Source organism: Variovorax frigidus (assembly GCF_051216515.1).
Lineage (GTDB): Bacteria > Pseudomonadota > Gammaproteobacteria > Burkholderiales > Burkholderiaceae_C > Variovorax.
Genome location: NZ_JBPJZF010000007.1, coordinates 334,862 through 351,638, shown reverse-complemented (window position 1 = coordinate 351,638; position 16,777 = coordinate 334,862). Strand labels below are relative to the sequence as shown.

At 62.8% G+C, this 16,777-nt stretch carries 10 protein-coding genes; 6 read left to right on the top strand and 4 right to left on the bottom strand.

Annotation, left to right across the window (positions count from 1 at the left end; all coding sequences use genetic code 11):
• Window positions 1-69 precede the first annotated feature (69 nt).
• Together ACSFBC_RS22350 and ACSFBC_RS22345 are read right to left on the bottom strand one after the other, a co-directional pair.
• Complete coding sequence (locus tag ACSFBC_RS22350) at window positions 70-834, bottom strand: class II glutamine amidotransferase (RefSeq protein ID WP_435512534.1); 765 nt, start codon at window positions 832-834, stop codon at window positions 70-72.
• 2 nt (window positions 835-836) lie between these two features.
• Window positions 837-2,309, bottom strand: coding sequence for an MFS transporter (locus ACSFBC_RS22345; RefSeq protein WP_435512533.1), 1,473 nt, complete (start codon window positions 2,307-2,309; stop codon window positions 837-839).
• A gap of 133 nt (window positions 2,310-2,442) precedes the next feature.
• Between ACSFBC_RS22345 and ACSFBC_RS22340 the strand changes: the two genes are divergently transcribed.
• On the top strand, window positions 2,443-3,864 hold the full coding sequence (locus ACSFBC_RS22340) for a zinc-binding metallopeptidase family protein (RefSeq protein WP_435512532.1): 1,422 nt from the start codon (window positions 2,443-2,445) through the stop codon (window positions 3,862-3,864).
• Here the strand turns inward: ACSFBC_RS22340 and ACSFBC_RS22335 are convergent.
• Window positions 3,834-4,076 carry a cysteine-rich CWC family protein gene (locus ACSFBC_RS22335; protein ID WP_435512531.1) on the bottom strand — a complete coding sequence of 81 codons (243 nt, stop codon included), beginning with the start codon at window positions 4,074-4,076 and terminating at the stop codon, window positions 3,834-3,836. The genes ACSFBC_RS22340 and ACSFBC_RS22335 overlap by 31 nt on opposite strands.
• Window positions 4,077-4,215: 139 nt before the next feature.
• Between ACSFBC_RS22335 and ACSFBC_RS22330 the strand changes: the two genes are divergently transcribed.
• From ACSFBC_RS22330 to ACSFBC_RS22310, 5 genes are read left to right on the top strand one after another with little or no spacing between them, the layout of a single operon-like run.
• Complete coding sequence (locus ACSFBC_RS22330) at window positions 4,216-7,083, top strand: SNF2-related protein (protein ID WP_435512530.1); 2,868 nt, start codon at window positions 4,216-4,218, stop codon at window positions 7,081-7,083.
• Window positions 7,083-8,816, top strand: a complete 1,734-nt coding sequence (locus ACSFBC_RS22325; RefSeq protein ID WP_435512529.1) for an AIPR family protein — start codon at window positions 7,083-7,085, stop codon at window positions 8,814-8,816. The genes ACSFBC_RS22330 and ACSFBC_RS22325 overlap by 1 nt, the downstream gene beginning before the upstream one ends.
• Window positions 8,817-8,821: 5 nt before the next feature.
• Entirely contained in the window at window positions 8,822-10,486 is a 1,665-nt protein-coding gene (locus ACSFBC_RS22320; protein ID WP_435512528.1) for a site-specific DNA-methyltransferase, read from the top strand.
• Window positions 10,461-11,681, top strand: coding sequence for a PDDEXK nuclease domain-containing protein (locus ACSFBC_RS22315; RefSeq protein ID WP_435512527.1), 1,221 nt, complete (start codon window positions 10,461-10,463; stop codon window positions 11,679-11,681). Before ACSFBC_RS22320 ends, ACSFBC_RS22315 begins: the two co-directional genes overlap by 26 nt.
• Window positions 11,678-14,413 carry a DEAD/DEAH box helicase gene (locus tag ACSFBC_RS22310; protein WP_435512526.1) on the top strand — a complete coding sequence of 912 codons (2,736 nt, stop codon included), beginning with the start codon at window positions 11,678-11,680 and terminating at the stop codon, window positions 14,411-14,413. Before ACSFBC_RS22315 ends, ACSFBC_RS22310 begins: the two co-directional genes overlap by 4 nt.
• A 29-nt stretch (window positions 14,414-14,442) precedes the next feature.
• Here ACSFBC_RS22310 and ACSFBC_RS22305 read toward each other — a convergent pair whose 3' ends face one another.
• Entirely contained in the window at window positions 14,443-16,620 is a 2,178-nt protein-coding gene (locus ACSFBC_RS22305) for a malate synthase G (RefSeq protein ID WP_435512525.1), read from the bottom strand.
• Between the last annotated feature and the right edge of the window lie 157 nt (window positions 16,621-16,777).

Genomic DNA, 16,777 nt, shown 5'->3' with positions numbered 1-16,777 from the left:
TACGCACGGAATCCGCGCCGGACGGTGCCCGCGCGTTGTTTTTTTGCGTGTCGGCGGCCGGCGCCGGGCTCAGCCGGCCCGGCGACCGTCCACGAACACCGCGAGCTCGCCGGGCGCGAAGGCGGTCCAGGTCTCGTTGGTGGTGAGCGGCGCGGTCACGACCACGGCCACGCGGTCGTCGGGCGTGGTGTGCTTCGCGAAGTCGATCGCCACGTCCTCGTCGGCCAGATGGGCGAGCATGAAGGGGTGCTGGCGCTCGATGTACCAGAGGTGGGTCGAGGCATGCGCCCAGAGGGCCTGGCCGTTCGACAGCATGAAGTTGAAGGTGCCGTGCTTCGCGATGCGCGGCGCGAGTTCGCGCAGCGTCAGCGTGAGCTCCTCCACGCTGGGCACGTCGGCATGCGACTTGGCGAGCTCCTGCATCAGCCAGCAGAAGGCGTGCTCGCTGTCGGTGTCGCCCACCGGGTGGAAGTTGCCGTGCAGCCGTGGCCGGAAGTCCTTGAGGTCGCCGTTGTGGGCGAACACCCAGTAGCGGCCCCACAGCTCGCGCACGAAGGGATGGCAGTTCTGCAAATTGACCCGGCCCTGCGTCGCCTTGCGGATGTGGGCGATCACGTGGCTGCTCTGGATCGGGTAGCGCCGGATCAGCTCGGCCACCGGCGAAGTGCAGGCCGGCAGGTGGTCGACGAAATGCCGCAGGCCGCGGTCCTCGAAGAAGGCGATGCCCCAGCCGTCGGCATGGTGGTCGGTGCGGCCGCCGCGCTGCGCGAAACCGGTGAAGCTGAAGGTCACGTCGGTCGGCGTGTTGCTGTTCATTCCCAGCAGTTGGCACATGCTCAGTTTTCCTCGGGCGAGAGAGTGGGGGAGGGCGCGGGGACGCGCAGTTGCCAGGCCGCACAGATGGCGAGCGCGCACAGCGCGGCCAGCATCAGGAAGACCTCGTTGAAGGCGGCCAGCCGCGCCGGGCTGCTCAGCGGGTTGGCGAGCGAATCCCCGTGCGCCGCCAGCCGCCATTCGAGCGCGATCGCGCACAGGCTCACGCCGGCCGCGCCGCCCAGCATGCGCAGGAAGCTGATGGTGCTCGCGCCCTGCGGGATCAGCGGTTTGGCCAGCGGGCGCATCGAGCCCAGGTTGAGCGAGGGCAGGATGAAGCCCAGGCCGATGCGCCCGATGACCGCGAAGACCACCAGCAGCCACAGTGCGCTGCCCAGCGAGAGCGCGAGCATCAGCGTGAACGAGACCGCCAGCAGCGCCAGGCCGATGCTCACCAGCAGCCAGGTCGGCTGGCGGTCGGCCAGCCGGCCCACGCCTGCGATGGTGAAGGCCAGCACGATGCCGGCCGGCAGCATGATCGTGCCCACGTGCGAGGCCGACAGGTGCAGCGCGACCTGCATGTAGACCGGCAGCAGGTAGGTCGAGCCGAACAGCGCCGCGCCGTAGATGAAGGCCACCACGGTGCCCATGGAGAACTGCCGGTAGCCGAACAGCGCCATGTTCATCAGCGGCGCGCCGTCGTCGGCCAGCAGGCGCTTCTGCCACCAGATGAAGAGCACCAGCGCGGCGGCGGCGCCGGCCAGCAGGGCCCAGGCCTCGAGCGGCGCATCGCCGCGCAGCGCGACCAGGCCGTTGAGCAGGCACAGCGTGCCCACGGTGCCGATAACCAGGCCGCGCCAGTCGAGCCCGCTGGTGCGTGCCGCGCTCACGCCGCCGGGCGCGGTGGTCGGTACGAATTTGTAGGCCAGCCAGATCGAGGCCAGGCAGAAGGGCACCACCATGAAGAAGATCGAGCGCCAGCCGAACAGATCGACCAGCACGCCGCCGATGCTCGGCCCGATGGCCGGTGCCAGCACCACGCCCATGCCGAAGATGCCGCTGGCGCGGCCCTGCTCGTGCGGCTCGAAGGCGCGCAGGATGATGATGGCCGGGATCGGCTGCACCACCCCCGCGGCCAGCCCTTCGGCCACGCGCGCGATCAGCACCAGCGAAAAATTGTTGGCCAGCCCGCCCGCGATGCCGCCGGCCAGCAGCAGCACCATCGTGCCCACGTAGGTGCGCCGGTAGCCGTAGCGGCCCAGCAGCCAGGGCGTGGTCAGCATCGACACCGTCATCGCCACCATGAAGCCCGAACTCACCCATTGGGCGCGTTCCTGCCCGAGCGAGAAGTAGTGGCTCATGCCGGGGATCGCCACGTTGACGATGGTCGACGACATGATCGAGGCCATGGTGCCGACCATCACCGACAGCAGCAGCAGCCAGCGGTAGCGTTCGCCGTAGCGCTGGCTGAGGGAGGGGAGAGGCGAGGCGGTCATGGGGCGGCGGGCGGGCGGCCGTTCGGGGTCGGCCTGTCCTACAAGGATATCGGTCTTTGCGCTTCGCAGCGCCGTGGGGCGGGGGAGACAATGCCTGCGCTGTCCCACCGTCCCACCCAAAAGAACATACATCATGGACTCTCTCACCGATGACGGCAGCCAGGCCGCCGATCCGCAGGTGCCGCCCGACGGCAATGCGTCGTCGCTGGCGGCCGAGCTGCGCGCGCCCACCATCAGCCGCGCCTACCAGTGCCAGTGCGGCCGGCCGGTCTTCCTCGGCAACAGCCAGTGCCTGGCCTGCCGCACGCCGCTGGGCTTCGTGCCCGAGCGGCTGGGTGTGGTGCCGCTCGCGCCCGCCGCGGAGGTCGACACCTTCACCGTCTTCGGCGATGCCGGCGGCCCGGTGCTGCGTCGCTGCACCAATTTCCTGTCCGCCGCCGGTTGCAACTGGATGGTGCCCGCACCGGGCGCCGGCGACGATGCAGCGCCGGCGCCGCACGGGCTGGCGCCGGGCTATTGCCTGTCGTGCAGCGCGACCCGCACCATTCCCGACCTCTCCATCGAGACCAACGGCACGCTGTGGCGCAAGCTCGAGCAGGGCAAGCGCCGCCTGCTCTCGCAATTGCTCGCGCTGGGCCTGCCGGTGGTCACGCGCCATGCCGATCCGGTGCACGGACTGGCCTTCGATTTCCTGAGCAATGTGCCGGGCGGCCCCCATGTGCTGACCGGTCACGAGATGGGCGTGATCACGCTCAACGCCGAAGAGGCCGAGGATGCGGTGCGCGAGCGCATCCGCGCCGAGATGCGCGAGCCCTATCGCACGCTGGTGGGCCACTTCCGCCACGAGATCGGCCACTACTATTGGGACCTGCTGGTCGCGCCCACGCCCTGGATCGATGGTTTCCGCGGCCTGTTCGGCGACGAGCGCGCCGACTATGCGACCGCGCTGCGCACGCACTACGAGAACGGCCCGCCGGCCGACTGGGCGGTGCGCTTCGTGACCAGCTACGCGAGTTCGCATCCCTGGGAGGACTGGGCCGAGACCTGGGCCCACTACCTGCACATGGCCGACACGGCCGACACCGCGATGAGTTTCGGTGTCGACGCGCAGAACGTCGAGTTGGCGAGCGACCTGTTCACCGCGGAAGACCTCTGGCAGACCGAACATCCGGGGGCGATGAAATTCCTCGACTTCCTCAACGGCTGGGTGCGCCTGACCAACGTGCTCAACGAGCTGTCGCGCAGCATGGGCCAGCCCGACTACTACCCCTTCGTGCTGCCGCGCGCCACCGTGGGCAAGCTGCAGTTCATCCACCAGATGATCACCGAGCAACGCCAGCGCGGTCAGGCCGGTGCGCCGCAGAACGAGGCCACGACCACCGACGTGCCGCTCGATGCCGACGCCGCCCCGGTGCCGCTACCGGCCGACATGCCGCTGGCGAACAACCAGAGCCAGAGCCAGGGCCAGATGCAGGCGCAGCAGCCCTTCTGCCAGACCGGCCTGCAGCAATACCAGGGCATGTTTCAGGACGGCATGGGCAAGGCGCCGCACTGAGCGTCGGCCGATACGGCGCAACGCGCGCAGATGCAGGCCTGTCCGCGCGCCGCTGCGGGAATGCGGGCGAGCACCGCTGCGTCGAAATCGATCGACAGGCACCAGCACGGCGGCTGCACTTCGCCGGTGGCCTTGGCGATCTCCATCGCGCAGACGTTCGACGCGCCGCACAGCGGGCAACGCGTGGGGTCGGGCGAGGGAAGTGAAGGCATGGGGTCGATTGTCTGCTGACCTGCGTGACTGTCCCCAAGGCGGCGCGTTTAGGTAGAGCGGTCGCACACCTGAGCATCGCGTTGCCCTGGCATTGCCGGAGCGCGCTGATAATCCAACGGCTTTCCAAAGGATTCACGCTTGGCTGCCGGCTTTACTCAGTATCAGACCCAGTACTTCGCCTGGCTGCTCTCGCGCCAGATCGCGGGTGACGCCGCCGACAAGTTGGCGTCGACCCTGGTGGATGCACAGGTAGACCTGAACCCGCATCAGGTCGATGCGGCCTTGTTCGCCTTCCGCAGCCCGCTGTCCAAAGGCGTCATCCTCGCCGACGAGGTCGGATTGGGAAAGACGATCGAAGCCGGCTTGGTTATCGCGCAGCGCTGGGCAGAACGGAAGCGGAAGATCCTGATCATCGTTCCGGCGAATCTTCGAAAGCAGTGGCACCAGGAATTGCAGGATAAGTTCAGCTTGAACGGCGCCGTGCTTGAGGCCAAGAGCTTCAGGCAGCTGCGCAAGCAGGGGCTCAAGAATCCGTTCGAACTGGCTGACCGAATCGTCATTTGCTCTTACCAGTTCGCCAAGGCGAAAGCAGACGAGTTGAGGGGCGTCGCCTGGGACTTGGTCGTTATGGACGAAGCTCATCGCCTGCGCAACGTCTACAAGCGTGGCAACGTCATTGGAAAGACGCTGAAGGAGGCGCTGAGTCATGCACCCAAAGTCTTGCTCACGGCCACCCCGCTTCAAAACTCGCTGATGGAACTCTATGGCCTTGTCAGCCTGGTGGATGACAAGGTATTTGGCGATGCCGACAGCTTTCGTGAGCAGTTCAGCGGACTCGGCAACCCTGATACCTTCGCGCGCCTGCGCAGCCGGCTCGATACTGTCTGCATTCGCACGCTTCGTCGGCAAGTTCAGCCCTTCATACCGTACACGCGGCGCATCCCGATGGTTCAGGACTTCACGCCCATGGCCGCGGAGCAAGCGCTGCATGAAGATGTTGCGGACTATCTCCGTCGACCGGTTCTCAACGCGCTTCCCGGCGCTCAGCGGCAGCTGATCTCGCTGGTGCTATGGAAGCTCTTGGCATCCTCCAGCTTCGCTATCGCGGGTGCGTTGGGAACGATGGCCACGCGGCTCGAGGCGGTGCTGGTCAGCAAACCTTTGGACGAGTCGTTGACCGAGACTCTGGATGAGGACTACGAAGCGCTCGACGAGACCGAAGAAGAATGGTCGGAGCGAGAGGAAAAGCCGGGTTCAATGGCCGGTTCGAGTGTTGCAGAGGAAATCGCCGAGCTACGGGAATTCCAGCGGCGTGCCGGCACTTTGCACGACAATGCTAAGGGCGATGCCCTGCTGAAAGCGCTCGACCTGGCTTTTGCTAAGCTCGAAAGTCTTGGTGCCGCAAAGAAGGCGCTTATCTTCACGGAGTCCAGGCGAACTCAGGATTACCTACTCGGACTGCTCGAAAGCAGCAAATGGGCTGGCCAAACGGTGCTTTTCAATGGCACCAACAACAGCGCTCAAGCGACGGGTCTCTATCAAGGCTGGCTCGCTCGTCACGAGGGCACCGACCGCATCACGGGCGTGCGCACCGCAGACACGCGTGCAGCGTTAGTCGAGCACTTCAGAGATCACGCCAACATCATGATTGCGACCGAGGCGGGCGCCGAAGGCATCAACCTTCAGTTCTGTTCGCTCGTCATCAACTACGACTTGCCGTGGAACCCTCAGCGCATCGAGCAGCGGATCGGTCGCTGCCATCGCTATGGGCAAAAGCACGACGTGGTGGTGGTCAACTTCATCGATCTGAGCAACGCGGCAGATCGGCGCGTCTATGACCTCCTGGCCGAGAAGTTTCAGCTTTTCGAGGGCGTCTTTGGCGCCAGCGATGAAGTGCTGGGCACGATCGGGAGCGGCGTCGATTTCGAGCGGCGCATCGCCGAAATCTATGAGAGCTGCCGGGAGCCCAAGGAGATCGAAGATTCTTTTCGCCAACTGCAGCTCGATCTGGCAGGGGAAATCAGCACCACCATGCTGAAGACGCGGCAACTGCTGTTGGAGAACTTCGACGAGGCGGTGCAAGAAAAACTCAAACTGCGGGAGACCGAAAGCAAGAGCTCGCGAACGCGCTTCGAGCGTTTGCTGCTGGACCTGACGCGATCTGAATTGAAAGGTCTGGCCAGTGCCGATGAAGGTGGTTTCGACCTGCATGAGCTTCCACAAGTGGTAGAAGCGGCCGATGCCGAAAGCGTCCCATTGGGGCGCTATGAGTTGCCTCGCGGTAGCGGTGATGCTCATCTCTATCGGGTGGGTCATCCACTGGCGCAAGCGCTCATTGCCAGTGCTCGTGCGCGACGCTTGCCGCGCGCACGTTTGCGCTTCGACTATGCCGCCCATGGCGTCCACGTCGCAACCCTGCGCGATCTCCGAGGCCAGCATGGATGGCTGGCGGTCAGTGTGTTGTCGGTGGAGTCGCTTGGCGCGCAGGAGGAACACTTGCTGGTCACGGCGATTAATAGCCAGGGTAAGCCGTTGCACGACGAGGACCCTGAAAAGCTGCTGCGCCTTCCTGCGCAACTGCTGGAAGCTCAACTTTTCGACGAACCTCCGGCATCGCTCGACAGCCAGATGTTGGCACTGCAAAGCGCTCGTCTGGGCGAGATCAATTTGCGCAACTTGGGGTATTTCGATGGCGAAGTGCAGAAGCTCGACGCTTGGGCCGACGATCTGAAGATCGGGTTGGAAAATGAAGTCAAAGAGCTAGATCGCGAGATCAAGGACGTTCGCCGGACGGCCAGCGTGTCCGGCACGCTCGACGAAAAGCTGCATTGGCAGAAGCAGCAGAGGGCGCTGGAAGATAAGCGCGGTCAATTGCGGCGACGGATTTTCGACAGACAGGATGAGATTGATGTGCAGCGCAGCCGACTGATCGACGACCTGGAGTCGCGCTTGTCAAGTGCGGCCCGGCTGCAAGACGTTTTCGTCATCGCCTGGGAGTTGGTGTAATGGCGACCGCACCGCCGCGTCCGTTGGAAGTCCAGCAGATCCAGGCTTCTCTCAAGGCTGAATTCACCGGGTCCATTGAGGGCCTCGGAAAGACAGAGCAGGACAAAGAACGCAACTTCCTATCGAAAGCGTTGGCCGCCTTCTTCCTGATGTCACAGGCCGGCGCTTCGAAGGCTGAGGCGGTGGCGGCAAGCATTGATGGGGGGCAAGACCACGGCGTTGACTCGGTCTACATCGGCACGACCGGCGTGATCTGGCTCGTTCAGTCCAAATACATCCACAGCGGGCTAGGTGAGCCGATCTTGGGTGACGCTTCCAAATTTCAACTGGGCGTATTGGATTTCGCCGCAGGAAAGTTCGAGCGATTCAATGCCGCGCTGCAACAGCGCAAGGCGGCGATCGAAGCGGCTATGAATGGCGACTACAAACTCAGGTTTGCGCTGGTCTACACCGGAACATCGCTGGACGAAGATCGCCGCACACTGTTCTCCGATGCGATGCAGCGCATCAATGCGATCCATCCGGGGCGTGCCCAGTTCATGCGCTTTGGCCTCAGCGACCTCCACGACGTTCTCATGGCGCGTCGTGCCGAACAGGTCATCGAGGTCGAGATCGAACTACAGAACTTCGGGTTGGTCGATGCGCCCGCTCGCGCCTTCTATGGGGTTATGCGGGTGCGGGACTTGGCGGCCCTCTATCAAACGCACGACCATGCATTGGTGCGCGCTAACATCCGCCGATACCGAGGCTCGTCTGAAGTCAACGCGGAGATTACCCGTACCCTGACGGAGGCGCCAGGGGATTTTCTCTATTTCAACAACGGCATCACCCTCTTGTGCCAGAGGATCACGCCGGTCGGCCCCATGGATGCGCAGCGATCCCGTGGGCGTTTCAGGCTCACCGGGGTTTCCATCATCAATGGCGCCCAGACCGCGGGCACGGTAGCCCAGCAACCACTGGCGCACTACGAAACGCACGAGGCGTATGTCTTGGTGACGTGCATACAGGAAGGCGGCGCCGCCGACTTCGGCGACCGGGTGACGGAATATCGGAACAGTCAAAACGCGGTGACGGTGCAGGACTTCATTGCGCTGGACGACAACCAGGAAGACTGGCGCCGCACGTTGAAGGCTGCCGGTATCACGTACATCTACAAGCAAAGCGCATCGGACCCGCATGCTGCGGAGAAAGTCTTCACTGCGCAAGAGGCTGCCAATTGCTTGGCTTGTTCCCTGATGGGTACGGCGAGTATGCAATTGCTCTGCGCGCTGCGCAGCACGCCAGAGCGCCTGTGGGACCGCAGACGCAATTTGGCGGGCGATGCGGTTGCACAGACTGCGGACTCGCTCTACGGGCAGTTGTTTCCTGACGAACTGACGGCCCGCAAGCTGTGGCGGACCACGCAGATCGGCCGCATGGTCCGAACGATCATCAACGCCGACCTGGGGACGCAGTCTTTGGAGGGTGCCGCCTTCACCCGAGAAACGATCGAACTGGTTTCGCATCTTGTCTTCACGCGCAAGAGAACGCTGATCGACGCCGTGACGCTGACCTTGACCAGCGCGGAACGCATGGAAATTTCGGTCGCCATCGATGACATCCGGAGCGAGTTGGCCAAAGCCTGCGCAGGTGCCCACTGGGTTGGGAAGCCCGCGGCCGAAATTTTCTCCGATCCGGGAAATCTACAGACCCTCAAGGCCGACGTGATACGCGCCTTGAACACCGCAAAATAACTCGCATGACTCGACAAAAACTAGAGCTGACATGGATCGGCAAGGACCAGCGGCCGCGCTTGGAGCCTCGCATCCTGCTGGAAGACCCGAAGCGCAGTTACCACGCGTCTTCGCGGAAGTCCGATTCAGACATATTCGACAACCGTCTGATCAGAGGCGACAACCTGCTTGCACTCAAGGCATTGGAGGCGGAGTTTTCGGGCAAGGTGAAGTGTGTGTTTATTGACCCACCATACAACACAGGTAGCGCATTCACGCACTATGACGACGGGTTAGAGCATTCGATCTGGTTAGGACTGATGCGTGATCGACTGGAGATCATTCGGCGCTTGCTGTCTGAAGATGGTTCGCTTTGGATCACGATTGATGACAACGAGGCGCACTACCTCAAGGTCTTGTGCGACGAAATCTTTGGTCGGTCGAATTTTGTAGCTTCTTGCGTTTGGGAGAAGGACAAAGGAGGCCGAGGCGACGCTGACATTTCGTCGTCTCATGACTACGTGCTCCTCTACGCGCGAGAAAGAGGAGTGTGGTCGAAGATCCGCAATCTGCTGCCCCGCACTGATACCCAGCTTGGACGGTTCAAGAATCCGGATGACGATCCGCGTGGGCCTTGGCGCCAAGGAGATGACGGTACAGCTAAGAGCGGGAGTGAAAAGCAACGGTTTTCTGTGATTCTTCCCTCCGGTCGCGCTGTAACTCCGCCCCCTGGTAGATATTGGGCGTTCGCTCCCGATACGCTTGAAAAAGCACGAGGCGAAGGTCGCGCCTATTTTGGTATAGATGGTGATCGCCTACCCATTATCAAAAGGTACTTGTCGGAAGTTCGAGACGGTGTGGCACCGCGAACATGGTGGTCCGCTGATGAGGTCGGAACAAACCAAGGTGCTAAGCGTGATCACTTGAATAAGCTGTTGACTGGTATTGAGCCGTTTGGTACGCCGAAACCTGAAGGACTTCTGAATCGAATCCTTCATATTGCGACCAACCGTGGTGATCTCGTTCTTGATTCCTTCGCCGGTTCGGGAACGACTGGCGCCGTGGCTCACAAGATGGGGCGCCGCTGGATCATGGTTGAGCTTGGAGAGCACTGCCAGACGCACATCGTCCCGCGTCTTCAAAAAGTCATCGACGGCCAAGATTCGGGCGGTGTGACCGAGCCTACGGGTTGGGAAGGCGGCGGCGGCTTCCGCTACTACGAACTCGCCCCCACACTTCTGTCTACCGACCGCTGGGGCAATCTGGTCATCAATCCCGAGTACGACGCCGGCATGCTGGCAGCGGCCATGTGCAAGCTCGAGGGCTTCAGCTATGCGCCCTCCGACGTGTTGTGGTGGCAGCAAGGCCATTCCAGCGAGCGTGACTTCATCTACGTCACGACGCAAACCCTGTCCGCCGAGCAACTCTCCGCCCTGAGCGACGAGGTCGGCTCCGACCGTTCCTTGCTGGTCTGCTGCGGCGCGTGGCGCGGTGTTTCAGCAGCGCAAGCGGCAGAGCGTTGGCCCAACCTCACCATCAAGAAGATTCCCAAGATGGTGAAGGACCGCTGCGAATGGGGCCATGACGACTACAGCCTGAATGTCGCCAACTTGCCGATGGCGCAGAAGACGGTGGACTCGCCAGCGCAGCCTGATTTCTTCACCGATGCCGCCGACGGTGAGGCTGGCTGAGGTGGCAACGCCATCGCGCAAGAAACTTGTGGACGTTGCGCCGCCGTTCTATGGCCGTGTGCGCGACATCCTGGAGGCTGCGCGTGCGGGAGTGGTGCGCACGGTCAACACCACGCAGGTGGCGGCCAACTGGTTGATTGGCCGGGAAATCGTGGAGGAAGAGCAGCGCGGGCAGCGACGCGCGGGCTACGGCGCCAAACTGCTGGCCGAGCTGTCGGCGCGGTTGAATGCCGAGTTCGGGCGTGGCTACTCGGTCGACAACCTCGAAGCGTTCCGGCAGTTCTATCTCGACTACCCGCAGTTGATTTCCGAGACGTTGTCTCGGAAATCGGCGGCAGGCTCCCTCGTGCTGCCCTTGGCCTCAACGCCCGAGACGCCGTCTCGGAAATCATCGAAGGCTGATGAAGCCTGGCAACCCGGCGTGCTTCATCCCTCGTTGTCGTGGAGCCACTACCGTCAGCTTCTGCGCGTCGGGCGCAGCGAGGCCCGCGCCTTCTACGAGATCGAGGCGATTCGCAATGCATGGTCGGTGCGCGAGCTGTCGCGCCAGACGGCCAGCCTGCTGTACGACCGGTTGGCCAAGAGCAAGGACAAGAAGGGCTTGATGCGCCTCGCCACGCACGGGCAGGAAGTGATGCAACCGCTCGACGCGCTGAAGGATCCGTTGGTGATCGAGTTTCTGGGGCTGCCCGAATCGCCGAAGCTGGTCGAGTCGAAGCTGGAGCAGGCGCTCATCGACAACCTGCAAACCTTTTTGCTGGAGCTGGGCAAGGGCTTTGCCTTCGTATCGCGCCAGGAGCGCATCACAGTCGATGGCGATCACTTCTATATCGACCTGGTTTTCTATCACGCAGTGCTCAAGTGTTATGTACTGATCGATCTCAAGGTCGGCAAGCTGACCCATGGCGACCTGGGCCAGATCCAGTTCTATGTGAACTACTACGACCGTGAGCGCCGCACCGAGGGCGACAACCCGACGCTCGGCGTGATCCTGTGCCCGGACAAGAATGACGCGGTGGTGAAGTACACCCTGGGCGAACAGCAGGAACGCAACATCTTCACGAGCCGCTACCAGTTGCACCTGCCGACGGAGCAGGAACTGGAGCATGAGCTTCGCCGTGAACTGCGGCAGCTTTCCATCGGCGTACCGGCCAAGGTGCCAACCAAGAAAAAGACGAAAGAGGACAAGTCATGAGTCAGCGCGATGTCAACGATACCGCCGGGCGCATGAGTTTGCGCGCGCCGCAGAGGGAATCGCTCGTCAAGCTCGCCGCTGCGCTGGAGGCGGCGCCCGGCATGCTGCAGCATGAGCGCGATGCAGCAGACGTGGCCGAGGTCTTGGAAACGCTCAAGGGGCAGTTCCCGTCGCTGCAAGACTTCGAGCGGGAGTTTCCGTCGCTGTGCTTCGCTTTGGCGACGGGCGTTGGCAAGACGCGGCTGATGGGCGCATTCATCGCTTACTTGTACAAGGCGCACGGCATCAAGCACTTCTTCGTGCTGGCGCCCAATCTCACGATCTACGACAAGCTGATCGGCGACTTCACGCCCAACACACCCAAGTACGTATTCAAGGGTGTGGCCGACTTCGCGGCCTATCCGCCCGAGATCATCACGGGCGACAACTACGAAGAGCGAGCTCAGGCACTGGGCGACCTGCTCTCGCCGGTGACCATCAACATCTTCAACATCTCGAAGATCAATTCCGAAGTGCGTGGCGGCAAGTCGCCGCGCATCAAGCGGCTGTCGGAGTACATCGGGCAGAGCTACTTCGACTATCTGGCGGGCTTGCCTGACTTGGTGCTGCTGATGGACGAGTCGCACCGTTACCGCGCCAGCGCAGGCGTGCGCGCTATCAACGACTTGAAGCCGTTGATAGGATTGGAGCTGACGGCAACACCCTTCGTCGAAACGACCAAGGGGCCGGTGCCATTCAAGAACGTGGTGATGAACTATCCGTTGGCACAGGCTATGGAAGACGGCTTCGTGAAAGAGCCGGCCGTGGTGACTCAACGAAATTTCGACGCTGACAAGATGCCCTCGGAAGAGGTGGAGCGCGTCAAACTGCAAGACGGTGTGCGCATGCACGAAGCCACCAAGGTTGAGTTGCAGACTTACGCGCGGACGAACGGCGTGAAGGAGGTCAAGCCCTTCATGCTGGTGATTGCGCGCGACACCACGCATGCCGGCCAGCTGATGACGCACCTGCAGTCGAATGAGTTCTTCAGCGGCCGCTACAAAGGCAAGGTTATTCAGGTCGACAGCAGCAAGACCGGCGCACAGGAGGAAGAGATGGTGCGTCGCCTGCTGGCGGTGGAAAGTGTGGACGAACCGACCGAGATCGTGATTCACGTCAACATGCTTAAGGAGGGCTGGGACGTCACCAACCTCTACACCATCGTTCCGCTGCGTGCAGCCAATGCGCGGACATTGGTGGAGCAATCCATCGGGCGCGGGTTACGTTTGCCGTATGGCAAGCGGACAGGGGTGGCGGAAGTCGATCGGCTGAGCATCATTGCGCACGATCGCTTTCAGGAAATCATCGACGACGCGAATCGGGCAGACTCGCCGATACGACTCAAGGCGTTCTACCTGGATGCAATGGATGGAGAAGCCGGCGGCATGCCGCGCAGCGTGGTGGTGCAGCCGAACTGGGAGCGTGCCATCGGCGGACTGGCGACACAGAGTTCAACAGGAGTTCAGCCGACCGGAGGCAGCACGTCGCTCCCTCTGTTGTTCAACACAGAGCCTGAGCGGCAGGCGGCCGTTCTGGCGATGGAGGCGGCCGCAACCTACGAGCTGCTCCCGAAAGCCGCACCCACCCGGCAGACCCTGCTCACCCCGGAGTTTCAGGCCCGCATCACGGAAGCTGTGCGAGCCAAACTGCCGCCGCAACAAGTCACGCTGCTGGAGGGCGACGATGCGCCGCCGGAGATCGATCTTGCGGATGTCGTGCGGCGTGCCGTTGAAAATCTTGTCCAGCAAACGATTGATATCCCTCGCATCGTCGTGGCTCCCAAAGGGGAGGTGACGAGCGGTTTCAGTCCTTTCACTTTGGATGTCTCAAGCCTGCATCTGCAGCCGAAGGATCGCTCGCTCGTCGGCCAAACGTTGCGCACGCACGAGCAGTTCACGCTGTCTGCGCAGAGCGGGCGCATCGAGCGCCGCTTGGAAGACTACATCGTGCATGCGCTCATCGACTTCGACGACATCGACTACATGACGCATGCGTCTTTGCTGTACGACCTTGCGGGGCAACTGGTCTCGCATTTGCGCAGCTATCTGTCTGATGAGACGGAGGTTCGCAATGTCCTTGATCTCGATCGGCAACTCATCGCGCGAAACATCCATGCGCAGATGGCGCAGCACTTTTTTGAGTCAGAAGTCATCCAGTACGACGTGGAAGTGCGACGAGGATTCACAGCGCTGAAGGCGCCGACCTATACAACCACTGCAGGTCAGGTGCCGAAGGACTATCGCCTGACAGTTGAGGATCCGAGTCGCATCAAGCAGATGCTGTTCGGTGGATTCTCGCATTGCCTCTATCCGATTCAGAAGTTCGACTCGGACACCGAGCGCCGCTTTGCCGTGATTCTTGAGCGGGATTCAAGTAAGTGGTTCAAGCCAGCAAAAGGGCAATTTCAAATCTTCTACAAGCTGGATCACGAACACCCCGAATACGTGCCCGACTTCGTAGTCGAGACCGCCGATCATTTGCTGTTGTGCGAAACCAAGGCACGCAAGGACATGCAAGCAGAAGACGTGATGGCAAAGGCCAAGGCTGGCGCGCTTTGGTGTCGGCATGCTTCGAAGAATGCAGATGACATCGGGGCGAAGCCGTGGCTTTATCTGCTGGTACCGCACGAACAGGTGACAGAAGACAAGCGACTGCAGGATTTCTTTCAGTTTGCGGTGACCCCCGGGACATAAAAAAACGGCGCCGTGAGGCGCCATTCTTCTTATCCGGCTTCGCCCTTCACCTTCAACCGCCAGGCATGCAGCAGCGGCTCCGTGTAGCCGCTGGGCTGTTCGAGGCCCTTGAACACCAGGTCCTGCGCGGCCTGGTAGGCGGACGAGGTCTTGAAGTGGCCGGCCATCGGCTGGTAGAGGCTGTCGCCCGCGTTCTGGCCGTCGACCACCGCGGCCATGCGTTCGAAGGTCGCGTTGACCTGTTCCTTGCTCACGATGCCGTGCAGCAACCAGTTGGCGATGTGCTGGCTCGAGATGCGCAACGTGGCACGGTCTTCCATCAGGCCCACGTTGTGGATGTCGGGCACCTTCGAGCAGCCCACGCCCTGGTCGATCCAGCGCACGACGTAGCCCAGGATGCCCTGCACGTTGTTGTCGAGCTCCTGCTGCTTGTCGGCGTCGCTCCAGACCGGCTTCGGCGCCACCGGGATCTGCAGCAGGTCGTCGAGGATGTTGTCGCGCTCGGCATTCGCGTCGATCTTCTCCAGCTCCTTCTGCACCTCGGCCACGTTGACCTGGTGGTAATGCAGCGCGTGCAGCGTGGCGGCCGTGGGCGAAGGCACCCAGGCGGTGTTGGCGCCGGCCTTGGGGTGGCCGATCTTCTGCTTGAGCATGTCGGCCATCAGGTCGGGCATGGCCCACATGCCCTTGCCGATCTGCGCCTTGCCGCGCAGGCCGCAGGACAGGCCGACCAGCACGTTGTTCTTCTCGTAGGCGGCGATCCACTTCGTGCCCTTGATGTCGCCCTTGCGCAGCATCGCGCCGGCATGCATCGCGGTGTGCATCTCGTCGCCGGTGCGGTCGAGGAAGCCGGTGTTGATGAAGGCCACGCGTGCGCCGGCTTCGGCGATGCAGGCCTTGAGGTTGACGCTGGTGCGGCGTTCCTCGTCCATGATGCCCAGCTTCACGGTGTTCGCGGGCAGGCCCAGCAGCTGTTCGACGCGGCCGAACAGCTCGCTGGCGAAGGCCACTTCGGCCGGGCCGTGCATCTTCGGCTTCACGATGTAGACGCTGCCGGTGCGCGAGTTGCCCTTGCGCTTCAGGTCGATGGTGGCGATGGTGGTGGTCACCACGGCGTCGAGGATGCCCTCGGGGATCTCCTGGCCCTTGCCGTAGAGGATGGCCGGGTTGGTCATCAGGTGGCCCACGTTGCGCAGGAACATGAGCGAGCGGCCGTGCAGCTTCAGCGGCTGGCCGTCGGCGCCGGTGTATTCGCGGTCGGGGTTCAGGCCGCGGGTGAAGGTCTTGCCGCCCTTGGCGACTTCCTCGGTCAGCGTGCCTTGCTGGATGCCCAGCCAGTTCGAATACGCCAGCACCTTGTCGGCCGCGTCGACCACGGCCACCGAGTCCTCGAGGTCGAGGATGGTCGAGAGCGCGGCTTCGAGCACCAGGTCGCTCACGCCGGCGGCGTCGGTCTTGCCGATGGCGGTGGTGCGGTCGATCTGCAGGTCGAGGTGGATGCCGTTGTGCTTGAGCAGCACCGACGACGGCGCGGCCGCGTCGCCCTGGTAGCCGACGAAGGCCGCCGGGTCCTTGAGCGACGTGCTGCTGCTGTGCAGCGCGATGGCCAGCTGGCCGTCCTTCACGCTGTAGCTGGTCGCGTCCTTGTGCGAACCGTTGGCCAGCGGGGCGGCTTGGTCGAGCACGTCGCGCGCGAAGGCGATGACCTTGGCGCCGCGCACCGGGTTGTAGCCCTTGCCCTTTTCCGCGCCGTCGGTTTCTGGGATCGCGTCGGTGCCGTAGAGCGCGTCGTACAGCGAGCCCCAGCGCGCGTTGGCCGCGTTGAGCGCGTAGCGCGCGTTCAGGATCGGCACCACCAGCTGCGGGCCGGCCTGCAGCGCCAGTTCGGCGTCGACGTTGGCGGTGGTGGCCGTCACGTCCTGGGGTTGCGGCAGCAGGTAGCCGATCTTCTCGAGGAAGGCGCGGTAGGCGGGCATGTCGCCGATCGGGCCCGGGTTGGCCTTGTGCCAGGTGTCGAGCTCGCTCTGCAGCCGGTCGCGCTCGGCCAGCAGCGCGATGTTCTTGGGCGCGAGGTCGGCCACGATGGCATCGAAGCCCTGCCAGAAGCGCGCGCTGTCCACGCCGGTGGCGGGCAGCACCCTGTCTTCGATGAAGCGGTGGAGTTCGTTGGCGACCTGGAGGCCGTGGACGGTGGTGCGATCGGTCATGGAAACCTCGTCTGGTGGATGGAGGGGCAAAGTGCGCGGGCGCGCGCGACGGTGCCCTGATGCGCTACTTTATTGCATCTCCGGCTGCCAATTAATCGCCAGAAACTCCTTTGATTGATGACCAAAATGAATGTAATGACGCGGAGATCGCGTCGAC

Coding starts and splice junctions, on each gene's coding strand:
- ACSFBC_RS22305 (WP_435512525.1), bottom strand. CDS start 16,620: ATGACCGATCGCACCACCGTCCACGGCCTCCAGGTCGCCAACGAACTC.
- ACSFBC_RS22335 (WP_435512531.1), bottom strand. CDS start 4,076: ATGCCTTCACTTCCCTCGCCCGACCCCACGCGTTGCCCGCTGTGCGGC.
- ACSFBC_RS22345 (WP_435512533.1), bottom strand. CDS start 2,309: ATGACCGCCTCGCCTCTCCCCTCCCTCAGCCAGCGCTACGGCGAACGC.
- ACSFBC_RS22325 (WP_435512529.1), top strand. CDS start 7,083: ATGGCGACCGCACCGCCGCGTCCGTTGGAAGTCCAGCAGATCCAGGCT.
- ACSFBC_RS22350 (WP_435512534.1), bottom strand. CDS start 834: ATGTGCCAACTGCTGGGAATGAACAGCAACACGCCGACCGACGTGACC.
- ACSFBC_RS22310 (WP_435512526.1), top strand. CDS start 11,678: ATGAGTCAGCGCGATGTCAACGATACCGCCGGGCGCATGAGTTTGCGC.
- ACSFBC_RS22315 (WP_435512527.1), top strand. CDS start 10,461: ATGCCGCCGACGGTGAGGCTGGCTGAGGTGGCAACGCCATCGCGCAAG.
- ACSFBC_RS22320 (WP_435512528.1), top strand. CDS start 8,822: ATGACTCGACAAAAACTAGAGCTGACATGGATCGGCAAGGACCAGCGG.
- ACSFBC_RS22340 (WP_435512532.1), top strand. CDS start 2,443: ATGGACTCTCTCACCGATGACGGCAGCCAGGCCGCCGATCCGCAGGTG.